Origin of the sequence: Roseateles sp. (assembly GCF_046300915.1) — a bacterium.
Classification (GTDB): Bacteria; Pseudomonadota; Gammaproteobacteria; order Burkholderiales; family Burkholderiaceae_C; genus Kinneretia.
Map to the genome: position 1 here is coordinate 1 of NZ_JBKCLH010000109.1, position 12,852 is coordinate 12,852.

A 12,852-nucleotide genomic window follows, 5' to 3' on the forward strand; every position below is an offset into this window, starting at 1 on the left:
GTCCCCGAGTTGCTGCTGGGAGCCGATTCGGTCAAGCATTACGACGCGGCCGGCGGCGGCTCGGCCATGTCCGAGCTCACACCGGTGCTGCGCGCCCAGATCCTGGTGGTGCAGGGCGACTATGCCCAGGCCCAGGCGCTCTACGAGACCCATCTGCCCCAGGCCATGGCCCTGGGGCTGGCGCGGCTGGGCAGCAGCCTGCTGGCCGATCTGGCCTGGTGCCGCGTCAATCTGGGCCAGCGCGAGCAGGCCCTGCGCCAAGCCCAGGAGGCGGAGTTCGAGCTGGATCCGGCCTGCGATGTGGATGATCGCGCCGCCACCCACAGCCGCCTGGCCCAGGTCTATGGCGCCCTGGGTGATGCCGCTGCGGCTCAGCGCCACGCGGCGCTGGCGAGCCAGGAATGGGCGGAGTTCGAGTGCCAGCAGGCGCAATGGGCGGCCGCGCTGGATGCGGCCGGCCTGAGCCGGCCCTGAGGCTTTCAGGCCCTCAGAACAGGGCCATGCTCAGCTTGCGGCGGTACTGGTCCAGCAGCGGGTCGCTGGTGGGTACCACGGCGTGGCCGGCGATCTCCAGCGTGCTCTTGGGTTCGGCGCCGGCCTGGGGCTTGGGCGCGGGCTTGCTCAGCAGCTCCAGCACGGCCACATAGAGCTTGCGCGCGGCCTCGCCGTTCCAGGCCTTGTCGCGCATGATGATTTCCAGCAGCTCGTCCATGGCCTCGGTAAAGCGCTGGGCGGCCAGATGGCTCTGGGCCAGGGCGTAGCGGGCCTCGAAGTCGCGCTTGTTGGCGGCGATGGCGGCCTGCAGGGCCGCGGGCTCGACGCGGGCCGCGGTCTCCATGGCGGCTATCCACTGGGCCAGGGCGGCGAAGCGGGCGTGCGGGGTCAAGGTGTCGGCGGCGCGCGCAGCCACGGGCGCGAAGGCGGCCTGGGCCTCGGCCAGGCGGCCCAGTTCCAGCAGTGCCTTGACCAGATCGAAGCGTGCGGTCTCGTTGGCCGGATCGGTCTCCACCGCCAGGGCCAGCTTGGACAGGGCCGAGTCCAGATCGCCCTCGGCCAGCAGCTCCTCGGCCTCGGCCAGTTCTTCCTCGGCTTCCAGGGCCTCGCCGCTGGGCACATGCTTGTCCAGGAACTCGCGGATCTGGGCCTCGGGAATCGCGCCCACAAAGCCGTCCACCGGCTGGCCGCCGACGAACATCACGCAAAAGGGGATGGAGCGCACGCCAAAGGCCTGGGAGAGCTGGCTGGCGATCTCGGGCTGCTCATCGCTATTGAGCTTGGCCAGCAGGAAGCGGCCGCCGTAGGCGGTTTCCAGCTTCTCCAGCACCGGGCCCAGGCTCTTGCAGGGGCCGCACCAGGGCGCCCAGATGTCCAGCAGCACCGGCTGGCTCATGGAGGCCTGCAGCAGCTCGGTTTCGAAGTTCTGTATGGTGATGTCGATCATGGGGGTCTCGAGGGCTCGGCTGGGGACTTGGCGGCACCCGCCTACAATTCAAGGTTTCTTTTCCGCCTGTTCAGCGATTGGAGCGAGCCGTGAGCAACGTCTCCCCCCTGGTCGGTGTGGTCATGGGTTCCAGCAGTGACTGGGAGACCATGAAGCACGCCGCCGACATTCTCTCCGAGTTCGGCATCCCTTTCGAGGCGCAGGTCGTCTCGGCCCACCGCATGCCCGACGAGATGTTTGCCTATGCCGAGGCCGCCGAGGGCCGTGGCCTGCGCGCCATCATCGCCGGGGCCGGCGGTGCGGCGCATCTGCCCGGCATGCTGGCGGCCAAGACCCCGGTGCCCGTGCTGGGCGTGCCGGTGGCCAGCCGCCATCTGCAGGGCGTGGACTCCCTGCACTCCATCGTGCAGATGCCCAAGGGTATTCCGGTGGCCACCTTCGCCATCGGCACGGCTGGCGCGGGCAATGCGGCCCTGTTCGCCGTGGCCATGCTGGCCAGCGGTGACGCCGTCCTGCGCGACAAGCTGGCCGCCTACCGCGTGGCCCAGACCGAGAAGGCGCGCGCCATGACGAAGGACCTGGTCTGATGAGCGACGTTCTGCTGCCCGGTGCCACGCTGGGCGTGCTCGGTGGGGGTCAGCTGGGCCGCATGTTCCTGCATGCGGCGCAGAGCCTGGGCTACCGCACCGTGGTGCTGGATCCCGATGCGGACAGCCCGGCGGGTGCCGTGGCCCATGAGCACATCCGGGCCGACTATCTGGACGAGGCGGCCCTGGCCGCCCTGGCCGCGGCCTGCGACGCCATCACCACCGAGTTCGAGAACGTGCCCGCGCGCGCCCTGGAACTTTTGGCCGCCCAACGCCCGGTGGCCCCGGCCGCGAGCTGCGTGGCCATCTGCCAGGACCGCGCGGCCGAGAAGGCTCACTTCCGCGCCGCCGGTGTGGACGGCGCGCCTTATGCGGTGCTCGCCACCGAGGCTGATCTGCAGGCCGTGCCCGACAGCCTGCTGCCCGGCATCCTGAAGACCGCCCGCATGGGCTACGACGGCAAGGGGCAGGTGCGGGTGCGCAACCGCACCGAGCTGCAGGCCGCCTGGAGCGAGCTCAAGCAGGTGAGCTGCGTGCTGGAGCAGCTGCTGCCCCTGCAGCTGGAGCTCTCGGTGATCGTGGCCCGTGGCCGCGACGGTACGGTGGTGCAGTTCCCGGTGCAGCAAAACCTGCACCGCGACGGCATCCTGGCCGTGACCGAGGTGCCGGCCCCGGCCGTGGATGCGGCCCTGCAGGCCCGTGCCGCCGAGTCCGCCGCGCGCATTGCCACCGAGATGGGCTATGTGGGCGTGCTCTGCATCGAGTTCTTCCTGCTGCAGGACGGCCGCCTGGTGGTCAACGAGATGGCGCCGCGCCCGCACAACTCGGGCCACTACACGCTCAATGCCTGCGACGCCTCGCAATTCGAGCTGCAGGTGCGGGCCCTGGCCGGTCTGCCCCTGATCACGCCGCGCCTGCACTCGCCGACCGTGATGCTGAACCTGCTGGGCGATCTCTGGTTCGACCCGCAGGACGCCGCGAGCGCGGCCCGCGAGCCCGACTGGGCCGGTGTGCTGGCCCTGCCCGGCACCCATCTGCACCTCTACGGCAAGGCCAGCGCGCGACGTGGCCGCAAGATGGGCCACCTGAATGTGAGCGCGGCCACGCCCGAGGCGGCCCGCGCCACCGCCCGCCGTGCGGCGGCCCTGCTGGGCCTGCCCGAAACCTGGTGAACCATGCTGCTTGACGGCCACGACCCCCACGCTCTGCGCCAGGCCGCCCAGGCCCTGGCCGCCGGCGAGCTGGTGGCCCTGCCCACCGAAACCGTCTACGGCCTGGGGGCTCGCGCCGACCAGGACGCGGCCGTGGCCAAGATCTTTGCGGCCAAGGGCCGGCCCAGCGACCATCCCCTGATCGTCCACGTGCTGGACATTGCCGACGCTCAGGCCTTTTGCCGCGAGCTGCCGCCGGTCGCCCTGCGCCTGATGCAAGCCTTTTGGCCTGGCCCTCTGACGGTGATCGTGCCGCGTGCGCCGGGCATGGCCGCCGCCGCCGCCGGTGGCCAGGACAGTGTGGGCCTGCGCTGCCCCGCTCACCCGGTGGCCCGCGCCCTGCTGGCCGAGGCGCGCAGCCTGGGCGTGCTGGGGGTGGCTGCGCCCAGTGCCAACCGCTTCGGCAAGGTCAGCCCCACGCGGGCCGAGCATGTGCGCAGCGAGTTCGGGCCCGAGCTGCTCATTCTGGATGGCGGTGCCTGCGCCGTCGGCATCGAGTCCAGCATCGTGGACTGCAGCCGTGGCCATCCGGTGCTGCTGCGCCCCGGCATCCTGACCCCGGCCCAGATCGAGGCCGCGGCTGGCGAGCCCCTGCGCGCCCGCGACGGGGGCACGCCGCGCGCCTCCGGCACGCTGGCGGCGCATTACGCGCCCCAGGCCCGGGTCGCTTTGCTGCCCGCCGAGTTGCTCAGATCGAGACTTTCGCAGGCCGCGCAGTGGCCCGACGGGCTGGCGGTATATTCCCGAACGCTGTCGCCAGCCGCCGGCATCACGCAGTGGCGAGTCATGCCCGATGATGCGGTGGCGGCGGCTTTCGAGTTGTTCGCGGTGCTGCGCGAGCTGGACGCAGGCGGTGCTCGTGAAATCTGGATCGAGATGCCGCCCACGGACAGCGCCTGGGACGGTGTGCAGGATCGCTTGGCGCGCGCGGCCGCGGCCTTTGCCGCCGGGGGCGAGTCGGACCCCGTCTGAATGCAGTCTTCAATGTCTGGAGAGTTGATGAAGTTTCTGAAGCAAGGCGCGCTGGCGCTGGCGGCTGCGGCCGTGTTGACCGCCTGCGGCGGCGGTGGTGGCCAGATCGAGCCCTTCAAGCCCACGCGCATCATGGCCTTCGGCGACGAGGCCAGCGTGATCACGTCCGAGGGCCGCAAGTACATGGTCAATGCGCTCACCAGCACCGATGCGCTGGATTGCGCGGTCTATCCCTTGTGGACGCAGTCCCTGGCCAGCGCCTTCGGCCTGGTGTTCCCCGAGTGCAATCCCAACAAGGTGGCCTCGCCCACGGGCAAGATCTACGCCACGGCGGGTGCCAAGGTGGCTGGTGTCAAGGCCCAGGTGGACGCGGCCTTCGGTGCCGGTGGTTTCGACAGCAAGGCGCTGGTGTCCGTCATGGCTGGCGCCAATGATGTGTTGGAGCTCTATGCCCAGTTCCCGGCCCAGAGCCGTGACGCCCTGCTGGCGCAGGCCGGTCAGCGTGGTCGCGCCCTGGCGGAGCAGGTCAACCGCATCGCCAATGCCGATGGGCGCGTGATCTTGGCCACGCTGCCCGATCTGGGCCTGACACCTTTTGCGCTCAAAGAGCGGCAGAGCAAGACCGACACCGATCGCGCCAAGCTGCTTTCCGATCTCACCGCCGAGTTCAACAACCAGATGCGTCTGAACATCCTCAACGATGGTCGCGCCATCGGTCTGGTGCTGGGTGATGAGATGAGCCAGGCCATCGTGCGCTTCCCCGGCGCCTTTGGCGCCACCAATGTGATCGATGCGGCCTGCCTGGAAAGCAGCCTGCCCTTGCAGTGCACGCCCAAGACCCTGGTGACCGGCGCCTCGGCCGACAGCTATCTGTGGGCGACCAGCGTGCAGCTGGGGCCAGTGGGTCAGAACCGTCTGGGTCTGCTGGCCCAGACGCGCGCGGTCAACAACCCCTTCTGATCGGGCAGGGGCTTCGGGCCCTTCAGTTCGCTGCATCGCGGTCCTGCACCGCCCATTGCAGCAAGGCATCCAGCGCCGGCCGCCCAGCGGCCGCGCGCGGATGCTGCAGCACGGCCACCATCACATAGCGCCGGCCCGAGTCGGCGTGCACATAGCCGGCCAGCGCCGTCACATCGCGCAAGGAGCCGGTCTTCAGATGCGCACGGCCATAGGCCGGCCCGTAGCGCAGAGCGCCGCCGCGCGTGAGCGTGCCGTCCTGGCCCGCGATGGGAAGGGCCGCCACGAACTCCGGCATCTGCGGGCTGGTCCAGGCCTGGCGCAGCAGTAGGCCCAGCTGGCGCGGCTTGAGCCGGCTCTGGCGCGAGAGGCCCGAGCCGTTTTCCAGCCAGACCTCCTCATCCTCACCCAGGCGCTGCACCAGCCAGCGTCGCAGTTGCTCACGCGCGCCTTCCAGTGTGGCGGGCCGCTCGCGTGCCAGGCTCAGCAAGAGCATCTCGCTGCCCAGATTGGCGCTGTGCTTGAGCAGGTCGCGCAGCACCTCGGCCAGGGGCGGAGAGGCAAAGCTGAAGAGCGGCGGGCTGTCCGCCGGCGCCGTGCCGGCCCGCACCTGACCGCGCAGGCTGCCGCCCAGCTCCTGCCACTGCGCGCGCAGCAGGCGGGCGTTGTAGCTGGCGGGCTCCGGGTCGGCCAGGGGCCAGTTCAACTCACCGCAGCTCGTGGGGTAGCTGCCGGCAAAGCGCAGGGGCTGACCCTCCTGCCAGAGCAGGCGCAGGCCGCCGCGCCAGTCATTGCAGGGGCCGCTGGCCAGGGGCACGCTCTGGGGCAGTCCCGGCAGGGGCGGGTCGGCGCTGATGTGGGCGACGCCGCGCGCCGGGTCGGGCCGGAAGCCGAAGAGCAGGGCCTTGTGGTTGAGCAGCAGGGCCTCGGGCGTGGCATTGCCCGGGCGCCAGGGTTCGCCATCGAAATCCGCCGGGCTGCTGGGCCAGGGGGCAAAGGCGCTGCCGTCCAGCACGATATCGCCCTCGATCTCGCGCAGGCCCAGGCCGCGCAGGCGCTGCAGCAGCAGCCATAGCCGCTCGCGCACCAGCTTGGGGTCGCCCGCGCCCTTGATCACCAGATCGCCCGCGAGCCGTCCCGTTTCGGGCTGGAAGCGGCCTTGCATCCAGACCGGGGTCTGCCAGGTCCAGGCCGGGCCCAGCTGCTCCAGGGCCGCCAGGCCCGTGACCAGCTTGAGCAGGGAGGCCGGGTTGAAGGCCTTGTCGGCCTGCCAGGCCAGACGGGGTGGGCCGCCCTCCACGGCTTGCAGCCATATGCCCACGGCCTGTTCCGGAATCTGGGCCTGGCGCAGGGCCTGCTGCACCGCCGGCGGCAAGGGCGCGGCAGGCGAGGGGGCCTGCGCGCCGACCCTCGCGCCGGCCAGGGCCAGCAGGAGGGCGAGCCAGCAAGCACCTGGACGCCGGGGCGAGGGGGCGGAGTCACGCAAAGTCTTCATGGTCGCAAGGCTACACTTCCGGGGATGAGTGTGTTGCTGGCCCTGGACAGTTCGACCGATAGCATGGCGCTGGCCCTGAGTGCGCCCGCGGGCCGTTGGCTGCATGAAACCGAGGGCGGCCCCAAGGCCTCCGAAACCCTGCTGCCGGTGCTCCGGGAACTGCTGGGTCAGGCCGGATTGTCCCTGGATCAGGTCGATGCCATAGGCTTCGGTCGCGGCCCCGGCGCCTTTACCGGGCTGCGCACCGCCTGTGCCGTGGCGCAGGGCCTGGCCTTCGGTCTGGGCAAGCCGGTGCTGGCCTTGGACAGCCTGATGCTGGTGGCCGAGGATGCGCGCCAGCAGTCCGGCGGCGCCCTGAGCGAATGCTGGGTGGTGATGGATGCGCGCATGGGCGAGATCTATGCCGGCGCCTACCGCCATGACGGCCAGCACTGGCAAGTCGAGAGTGCCCCGGCCCTCTACAGCCCGGCCAGCCTGCAAGCCCTGTGGGCCCAGAGCCCCCCGTCTGCCCTGTGCGGCAGCGCCCTGGCCGTGTTCGAGGGGCTGAGCCCCGACCCGGACCTGCCGGTCTGGCCCCGCACCCGCTCGCGCGCCGCCGCCCTGGCGACTCTGGCCGCCTCGGCCTGGGCCCAGGGCCTGGGTGAAGCACCCGAGCAGGCCATGCCGCTTTATGTGCGCGACAAGGTGGCCCAGACCACCGAAGAGCGCCAAGCCGCGCGGATGAGCCCATGAGCCTGAGTTCCGTGCAGGCCGAGCTGCTGCAGCCCATGCAGACCGCCGATGTGGAGGCGGTGCTGGGCATCGAGCAGCGCGCCTATGAATTTCCCTGGACCCGCGGCAATTTCGTCGACTCCCTGGCCGCCGGCTATGCCGCCCAGGTGCTGCGCGCCGAAGATGGACAGCTGCTGGGCTACTTTCTGGCCATGGAGGGTGTGGGTGAGCTGCATCTGCTCAACATCACCGTGGCGCCGGAGTTCCAGGGCCAGGGCCATGCCCGCCGCATGCTGGATGCCTTGCAGACCCTGGCCCGCCGCCTGGCCTGCGAGCAGATCTGGCTGGAGGTGCGCCAGAGCAATGCGCGCGCCCGCGCCATCTATCTGCGCTACGGCTTCACCGAGGTGGGGCAGCGCCGCGCCTACTACCCAGCCGCCCAGGGCCAGCGCGAGGATGCGGTGCTGATGAGCCTGCGTCTTGACGCCGCCGCGCACGGGGAGGGCGCCGCATGAGCTGGGATGAACGCCAGCGCGCCATGCTGGAGGCCATGGGCCTCAAGGTCTGGCGCGCGACCGAGCCGGCTGCGGCTGTGTCCGCATCCGCTGCGGTGCCGGCCGAGACGGCCGTGATGGAGCGCCCGGCGCCCGCAGCGGTGGCGGTGCCCGTGCCCGTGCCAGCACCACGCCCGCCGGTCGCGGTGCCCGCCCCGGCACCGCGTGCGGTGGCCGAATTGCTGGCCCCGGGCGAGGGCCTGCCGCAGCGCGCGCCGCGCCCCGGCCTGGAGCGCATCGCCGCCATGGACTGGCCGCAGCTGCGCGAGGCGGTGGCCGATTGCCGGGCCTGCAAGCTCTGCGAGGGGCGCAAGAACACCGTCTTCGGCGTGGGCCATGAGCGCGCGCACTGGATGATCGTGGGCGAGGCCCCGGGCCAGCAGGAGGACGAACAGGGTGAGCCCTTCGTCGGCCAGGCCGGCAAGCTGCTGGACAGCATGCTGCGATCCCTGGGCCTCGCGCGCGCCGAGGGGCCGCCTGAGCGCCAGGTCTTCATTGCCAACACGCTGAAGTGCCGCCCGCCGGGCAACCGCAATCCCGAGCCCGAGGAACTGGCCCAGTGCGAGCCCTTTCTGCAGCGCCAGATCGCCCTGGTGCAACCGCGCATCATCCTGGCCATGGGACGTTTTGCCGTGCAGTCCCTGCTGCGCAGCAACGAGCCCATTGGCCGCCTGCGCGGCCGGGTGCATGAGTACCAGGGCGTGCCCCTGGTCGTGACCTACCACCCGGCCTATCTGCTGCGCAATCTGGTGGACAAGGCGCGCGCCTGGGAGGACCTCTGCCTGGCTCAGGACACTTTGGAGCGACGCGGGCCATGACAGAGCCTGCCGCGCCCGCCGCCCCGGGTTCGAGCGAACTCTGGGCCGCGCTGCCCGGCGCCGCGGCCCTGGTGGACCGGGCGGGGCGAGCCCTGCAGGGCAATGCGGCGTTTCAGGCGCTGCAGACCGAGTCCCCGGACTGGGCGTGGCTGAGCCGCGAGGCACGGCAGGCGCTCCTGACCCACTGGGCGCAGGTCCCTGAGGCGGAGGCCCGCCTGGAGCTGGCGTCCGCCAGCGGTGATCGCTGGTATCAGTGTCATAGCCGCTGGGATGGCGCGCTGGGCGCGCATCTGTGCTTGTGGACCGACATCACGGCACTCAAGCAGGCCGGCTTGCAGGCGCTGGAGCAGGTGGCGCAGTTTCGACTGCTGGCCGCTCATGTGCCGGCCCTGATCGCCCTCTACCAGGCGGGCACACACCGCTGTCTGTATGCCAATGAAGCCTATGCCCAGGCTTTCGGCCTGACGGCGCAGAGCATCCTCGGACGCAGCTTCAGCGAGATCATCGGTGAGCAGGCGGCCGACCTGGTGCGGCCCGTGGTGGAGGCGGTCGAGCGCAGCGGCAAACCTGGCTTTTACGAGCGCCAGCTGCAAGGGCCGGATGGCCGCAAGCGCTGGGTTGAGGCCCATGTGATCCCGCATCTGGATGCCGCCGGCGTGGTGCAGGCGGCCTTTGTGCAGCTGGTGGACATCACCCGGCACCGTGAGGCCGAGGCCGCCGTGCGCGATTCCGAGCTGCGCCTGCAGAAGTTCATGCAGGCCTCGGCCGAGGGCATCGTCTTCCATGTGGACGGGCTGGTCAGCGATGCCAACCCCGCGCTTTGTGCGCTGCTGGGCTATGAGCTGGACGAGCTGCGAGGTCGATCGACGCTGGACTTTGTTGCGCTGGAGGAAGTCGGCAAGGTGCGGCAGCTTATGCAGGCCGGTGCCGAGCTGCGCTATGAGTCCCGGCTGATACACCGCAATGGCGAACCCATCCACGTGGAGCTGATCGTGCGCAGCCTGTCCAGCGAGGGCGGGCAGCAGCGTATGGCCATCGTGCGCGACATCCGTGACCGCGTGGCCGCACAGCAGCGCATCCAGCATCTGGCCCACCATGATTCCCTGACCCAGCTGCTCAACCGCGCCGCCTTCATGGAGCATCTGGGGCCACAGATGGAGCGGGCCCGCCAGCGCGGGCATCAGCTGGCCCTGCTCTTCATCGATCTGGACAACTTCAAGCGCGTCAACGACTCGCTGGGCCATCTGGAGGGCGACAAGGTGCTCTTCACCGTGGCGGAGCGCATCCGCAACTGCCTGCGCAGCAGCGATCTGGTGGCGCGTTTCGGCGGCGATGAGTTCGTGGTGCTGCTCAACGATGTGCACCAGCACGACGATGTGATGGTGGTGCTGATGGCCCTGCTCTCGGTGGTGGAGGTGCCGGTGCGTGCCGATGGGCGCGATCTCTCGGTCACCCCCTCCATCGGCGTGGCCATGTTCCCGCGCGACGGCGAGAGCGCGGAAGAGCTGATCCAGCATGCGGACACCGCCATGTACCTGGCCAAGTCCCGGGGTCGTGCCAGCTACCAGTTCTTCGAGCACCAGATGGCCAGCCAGGCCTATGCCGATCTGGTGCTGGAGGCGGAGCTGGCCGAGGCCCTGACACACGATCAGTTTCGCCTGCACTACCAGCCCCAGGTGCATGCGCGCGATGGCCACTTGGTGGGCGCCGAGGCCTTGTTGCGCTGGCAGCATCCGCAGCGCGGCCTGCTCAGCCCCGATGCCTTCATCGAGGTGGCCGAGCGTCACCGTCTGATGGTGCCGCTGGGCGAATGGGTGATGCGCGAGGCGGTGCGACAGAGCAAGCTCTGGCACGAGAGCGGGCTGGCGCCCGTGCCGATTGCCGTCAACCTCTCCAGCATGCAGTTCCGCCTGGACCGCTTTGCCGACACGGTGCGCGAGGTGCTGGCCGAAGCCGATGTGCCCGGCTCCTGGCTGGAACTGGAGCTCACCGAGCGCATGCTGGTGGATGATCTGGAAGACACGCCCCGGACCTTGGCCGCCCTGCGCGCCCTGGGCCTGAGCATCTCCGTGGACGACTTCGGTACCGGCTACACCGCCCTGGCCCATCTGACCGAGCTGCCCCTGGACAAGCTCAAGATCGACCAGGGCTTTGTGGCCAAGCTGCCGCAGGACAGCGGGGCCATGGCCATCACCCGGGCGATTGTGCGCATGGCCAAGGACCTGGGCCTGAGCGTCAGTGCCGAGGGTGTGCGCAACGAGCAGCAGCGCGCCCTGCTGGCCGAATGGGGTTGCGACGCCCTGCAGGGCGATCTGGTCGGCAGCTCCATGTCGGCCGCGCAGTTCGAGGCCTGGCTCCGGCGCGCGCCCCGGCCCCTGCCGCCCTTGCCCGCGGGCTGAGCATCCCCGGCGTGCTGCCCGGGCTTCCTACAATCGCGGCATGGATTTGCAGACCCTGATTCGCCAGACCCTCGCCGATGCCGGCGGCTGGATAGGCTTTGACCGCTTCATGGAGCTGGCCCTGTATGCCCCGGGTCTGGGCTATTACAGCGGCGGCCGCAACAAGTTCGGCCTGATGCCCGGGGCCGCGGGAGGCTCGGACTTTGTGACCGCGCCCGAGATGTCGCCCCTGTTCGGCCGCGCCCTGGCCTGCCAGCTGGCCCAGGCCCTGGAGGCCACCGGTACCGACACCGTGATCGAGTTCGGCGCCGGCAGCGGCGCCCTGGCGTCCCAGATCCTGGAAGTGCTGGGCGAGCGCTTGCAGTGCTACCAGATCGTGGACCTCTCGGGCACCCTGCGCGCCCGCCAGCAGCAGCGCCTGGCCGCCTGGGGCGACAAGGTGCAGTGGCTGGACGCCCTGCCCGAACGCTTCGAGGGCGTGGTGCTGGGCAATGAGCTGCTGGACGCCATGCCGGTGCAGCTCATCCACTTCGACGGCAAGCAGTGGCAGGAGCGCGGCGTGGTCTGGGACGAGGCCAAGCCCGGCTTTGCCTGGGCCGACCGCGCCAGCGCGCTGCAGCCGCCGCTGGACGAGCCGGCGGACTTCGTGCCCGGCACCGTGACCGAGCTGCACGCCCAGGGCGAGGCCTTCATCCGCACCCTGGCCGAGCGGCTCACGCGCGGCGCCATCTTCCTGATCGACTACGGCTTCCCGGCCGCCGAGTACTACCACCCGCAGCGCCTGGGCGGCACCCTGATGTGCCACCACGAGCACCGCGCGGACCCCGATCCCCTGGTGCGGGTGGGCGAGAAGGACATCACCGCCCATGTGAACTTCAGCGGCATCGCGCTCACTGGCCAGGACGCCGGGCTGATGGTGCTGGGCTACACCAGCCAGGCCAACTTCCTGATCAACTGCGGTCTGGTGGACCTGCTGTGCACCAGCGATCTGGCCGGTCGCACCATGGCGCATCGCCTGATCACCGAGCACGAGATGGGCGAGCTCTTCAAGGTGGTGGGCTTCGCCGTGGGCGAGGGCTTCGACGCCCTGGGCTTCGCGGCGGGAGACCGCTCGCACATGCTCTGAGCGGACTCACTCAGTTCCGCAGGTCTTCCAGCGCCTGCAGCCGCGCCGCCTGCACCGCGCGGCCTATGGCCGGACCGGTCTTGCCGGCGGCCAGGGCGGCGGCGCTGACGGCGCTCAGGTCCAGGGCCTGCAAGGCCTGCAGATCGCGCTGCAGGCGGGGGCGCTGCGGGTAGTCGCGGTCTTCCAGGCCCAGGCGGCCGCGGGCGTCGCATTCGCAGGCCAGCAGCAGCTGCTCGAAGCGCTCGGGCCGGCGCCAGGCATCGCAGCGCTCCATCAGGCGCAGCCTCGCCTCGGGGCCGAAGCCGCCGCTCTGGTGCACATGGGTGTGCTCGCGCGCCATCAGCTCGGCCAGTTCGCGGCAGTCGCTGGGCACGCGCCAGCGCTCGCTCAGGCGCCGCGCCAGGGGCACGCCGCGGCCCTCGTGGCCGATATGGCGGGGCAGGGCCTCGGCCGGCGTCAGCCCCTTGCCCAGGTCGTGGCAGAGGCTGGCATAGCGCACCGGCAGCGGCGCCGCGAGCCGGGCGCAGGTGTCGAGCACCATCAGCAGATGCACGCCGGTATCGATCTCCGGGTGATGGGCC

General features: G+C 70.5%; 13 protein-coding genes. 10 read left to right on the plus strand and 3 right to left on the minus strand.

Features of this window, described 5'->3' with window-relative positions:
• On the plus strand, positions 1 to 474 hold a 474-nt coding region (locus ACK5F2_RS08045), incomplete at its 5' end, for a hypothetical protein (RefSeq protein WP_409863977.1).
• Positions 475 to 487: 13 nt separating this feature from the next.
• On the opposite strand, the gene ACK5F2_RS08050 is transcribed toward ACK5F2_RS08045, so the two are convergent.
• On the minus strand, positions 488 to 1,441 hold the full coding sequence (locus ACK5F2_RS08050) for a tetratricopeptide repeat protein (protein ID WP_409863978.1): 954 nt from the start codon (positions 1,439 to 1,441) through the stop codon (positions 488 to 490).
• A 122-nt stretch (positions 1,442 to 1,563) separates the two neighbouring features.
• Between ACK5F2_RS08050 and purE the strand changes: the two genes are divergently transcribed.
• From purE to ACK5F2_RS08070, 4 genes are read left to right on the plus strand one after another with little or no spacing between them, the layout of a single operon-like run.
• Complete coding sequence (gene purE / locus ACK5F2_RS08055; protein WP_409863989.1) at positions 1,564 to 2,028, plus strand: 5-(carboxyamino)imidazole ribonucleotide mutase; 465 nt, start codon at positions 1,564 to 1,566, stop codon at positions 2,026 to 2,028.
• On the plus strand, positions 2,028 to 3,200 hold the full coding sequence (locus tag ACK5F2_RS08060; RefSeq protein WP_409863979.1) for a 5-(carboxyamino)imidazole ribonucleotide synthase: 1,173 nt from the start codon (positions 2,028 to 2,030) through the stop codon (positions 3,198 to 3,200). Before purE ends, ACK5F2_RS08060 begins: the two co-directional genes overlap by 1 nt.
• A 3-nt stretch (positions 3,201 to 3,203) precedes the next feature.
• Complete coding sequence (locus tag ACK5F2_RS08065) at positions 3,204 to 4,211, plus strand: L-threonylcarbamoyladenylate synthase (protein ID WP_409863980.1); 1,008 nt, start codon at positions 3,204 to 3,206, stop codon at positions 4,209 to 4,211.
• 27 nt (positions 4,212 to 4,238) lie between these two features.
• Entirely contained in the window at positions 4,239 to 5,171 is a 933-nt protein-coding gene (locus tag ACK5F2_RS08070; RefSeq protein WP_409863981.1) for an SGNH/GDSL hydrolase family protein, read from the plus strand.
• Positions 5,172 to 5,193: 22 nt separating this feature from the next.
• Here the strand turns inward: ACK5F2_RS08070 and dacB are convergent, their stop codons facing one another.
• Positions 5,194 to 6,663, minus strand: a complete 1,470-nt coding sequence (gene dacB, locus ACK5F2_RS08075; protein ID WP_409863982.1) for a D-alanyl-D-alanine carboxypeptidase/D-alanyl-D-alanine-endopeptidase — start codon at positions 6,661 to 6,663, stop codon at positions 5,194 to 5,196.
• A 24-nt stretch (positions 6,664 to 6,687) separates the two neighbouring features.
• On the opposite strand from dacB, the gene tsaB reads away from it, so the two are divergent.
• Genes tsaB through ACK5F2_RS08100 form a run of 5 tightly spaced genes read left to right on the plus strand, consistent with a single transcriptional unit; the run spans position 6,688 to position 12,271 of the window.
• Entirely contained in the window at positions 6,688 to 7,395 is a 708-nt protein-coding gene (tsaB, locus tag ACK5F2_RS08080; RefSeq protein ID WP_409863983.1) for a tRNA (adenosine(37)-N6)-threonylcarbamoyltransferase complex dimerization subunit type 1 TsaB, read from the plus strand.
• Positions 7,392 to 7,889, plus strand: a complete 498-nt coding sequence (gene rimI, locus ACK5F2_RS08085) for a ribosomal protein S18-alanine N-acetyltransferase (protein WP_409863984.1) — start codon at positions 7,392 to 7,394, stop codon at positions 7,887 to 7,889. Before tsaB ends, rimI begins: the two co-directional genes overlap by 4 nt.
• Positions 7,886 to 8,746: a uracil-DNA glycosylase family protein gene (locus ACK5F2_RS08090; protein ID WP_409863985.1), complete on the plus strand. Its 861-nt coding sequence runs from the start codon at positions 7,886 to 7,888 to the stop codon at positions 8,744 to 8,746. The genes rimI and ACK5F2_RS08090 overlap by 4 nt, the downstream gene beginning before the upstream one ends.
• Positions 8,743 to 11,145 carry a putative bifunctional diguanylate cyclase/phosphodiesterase gene (locus ACK5F2_RS08095; protein WP_409863986.1) on the plus strand — a complete coding sequence of 801 codons (2,403 nt, stop codon included), beginning with the start codon at positions 8,743 to 8,745 and terminating at the stop codon, positions 11,143 to 11,145. The genes ACK5F2_RS08090 and ACK5F2_RS08095 overlap by 4 nt, the downstream gene beginning before the upstream one ends.
• A gap of 40 nt (positions 11,146 to 11,185) precedes the next feature.
• Positions 11,186 to 12,271, plus strand: coding sequence for a class I SAM-dependent methyltransferase (locus ACK5F2_RS08100; RefSeq protein WP_409863987.1), 1,086 nt, complete (start codon positions 11,186 to 11,188; stop codon positions 12,269 to 12,271).
• A 10-nt stretch (positions 12,272 to 12,281) separates the two neighbouring features.
• On the opposite strand, the gene ACK5F2_RS08105 is transcribed toward ACK5F2_RS08100, so the two are convergent.
• Positions 12,282 to 12,852 (minus strand): HD domain-containing protein (locus ACK5F2_RS08105; protein ID WP_409863988.1); only part of this gene is annotated, 571 nt, incomplete at its 5' end.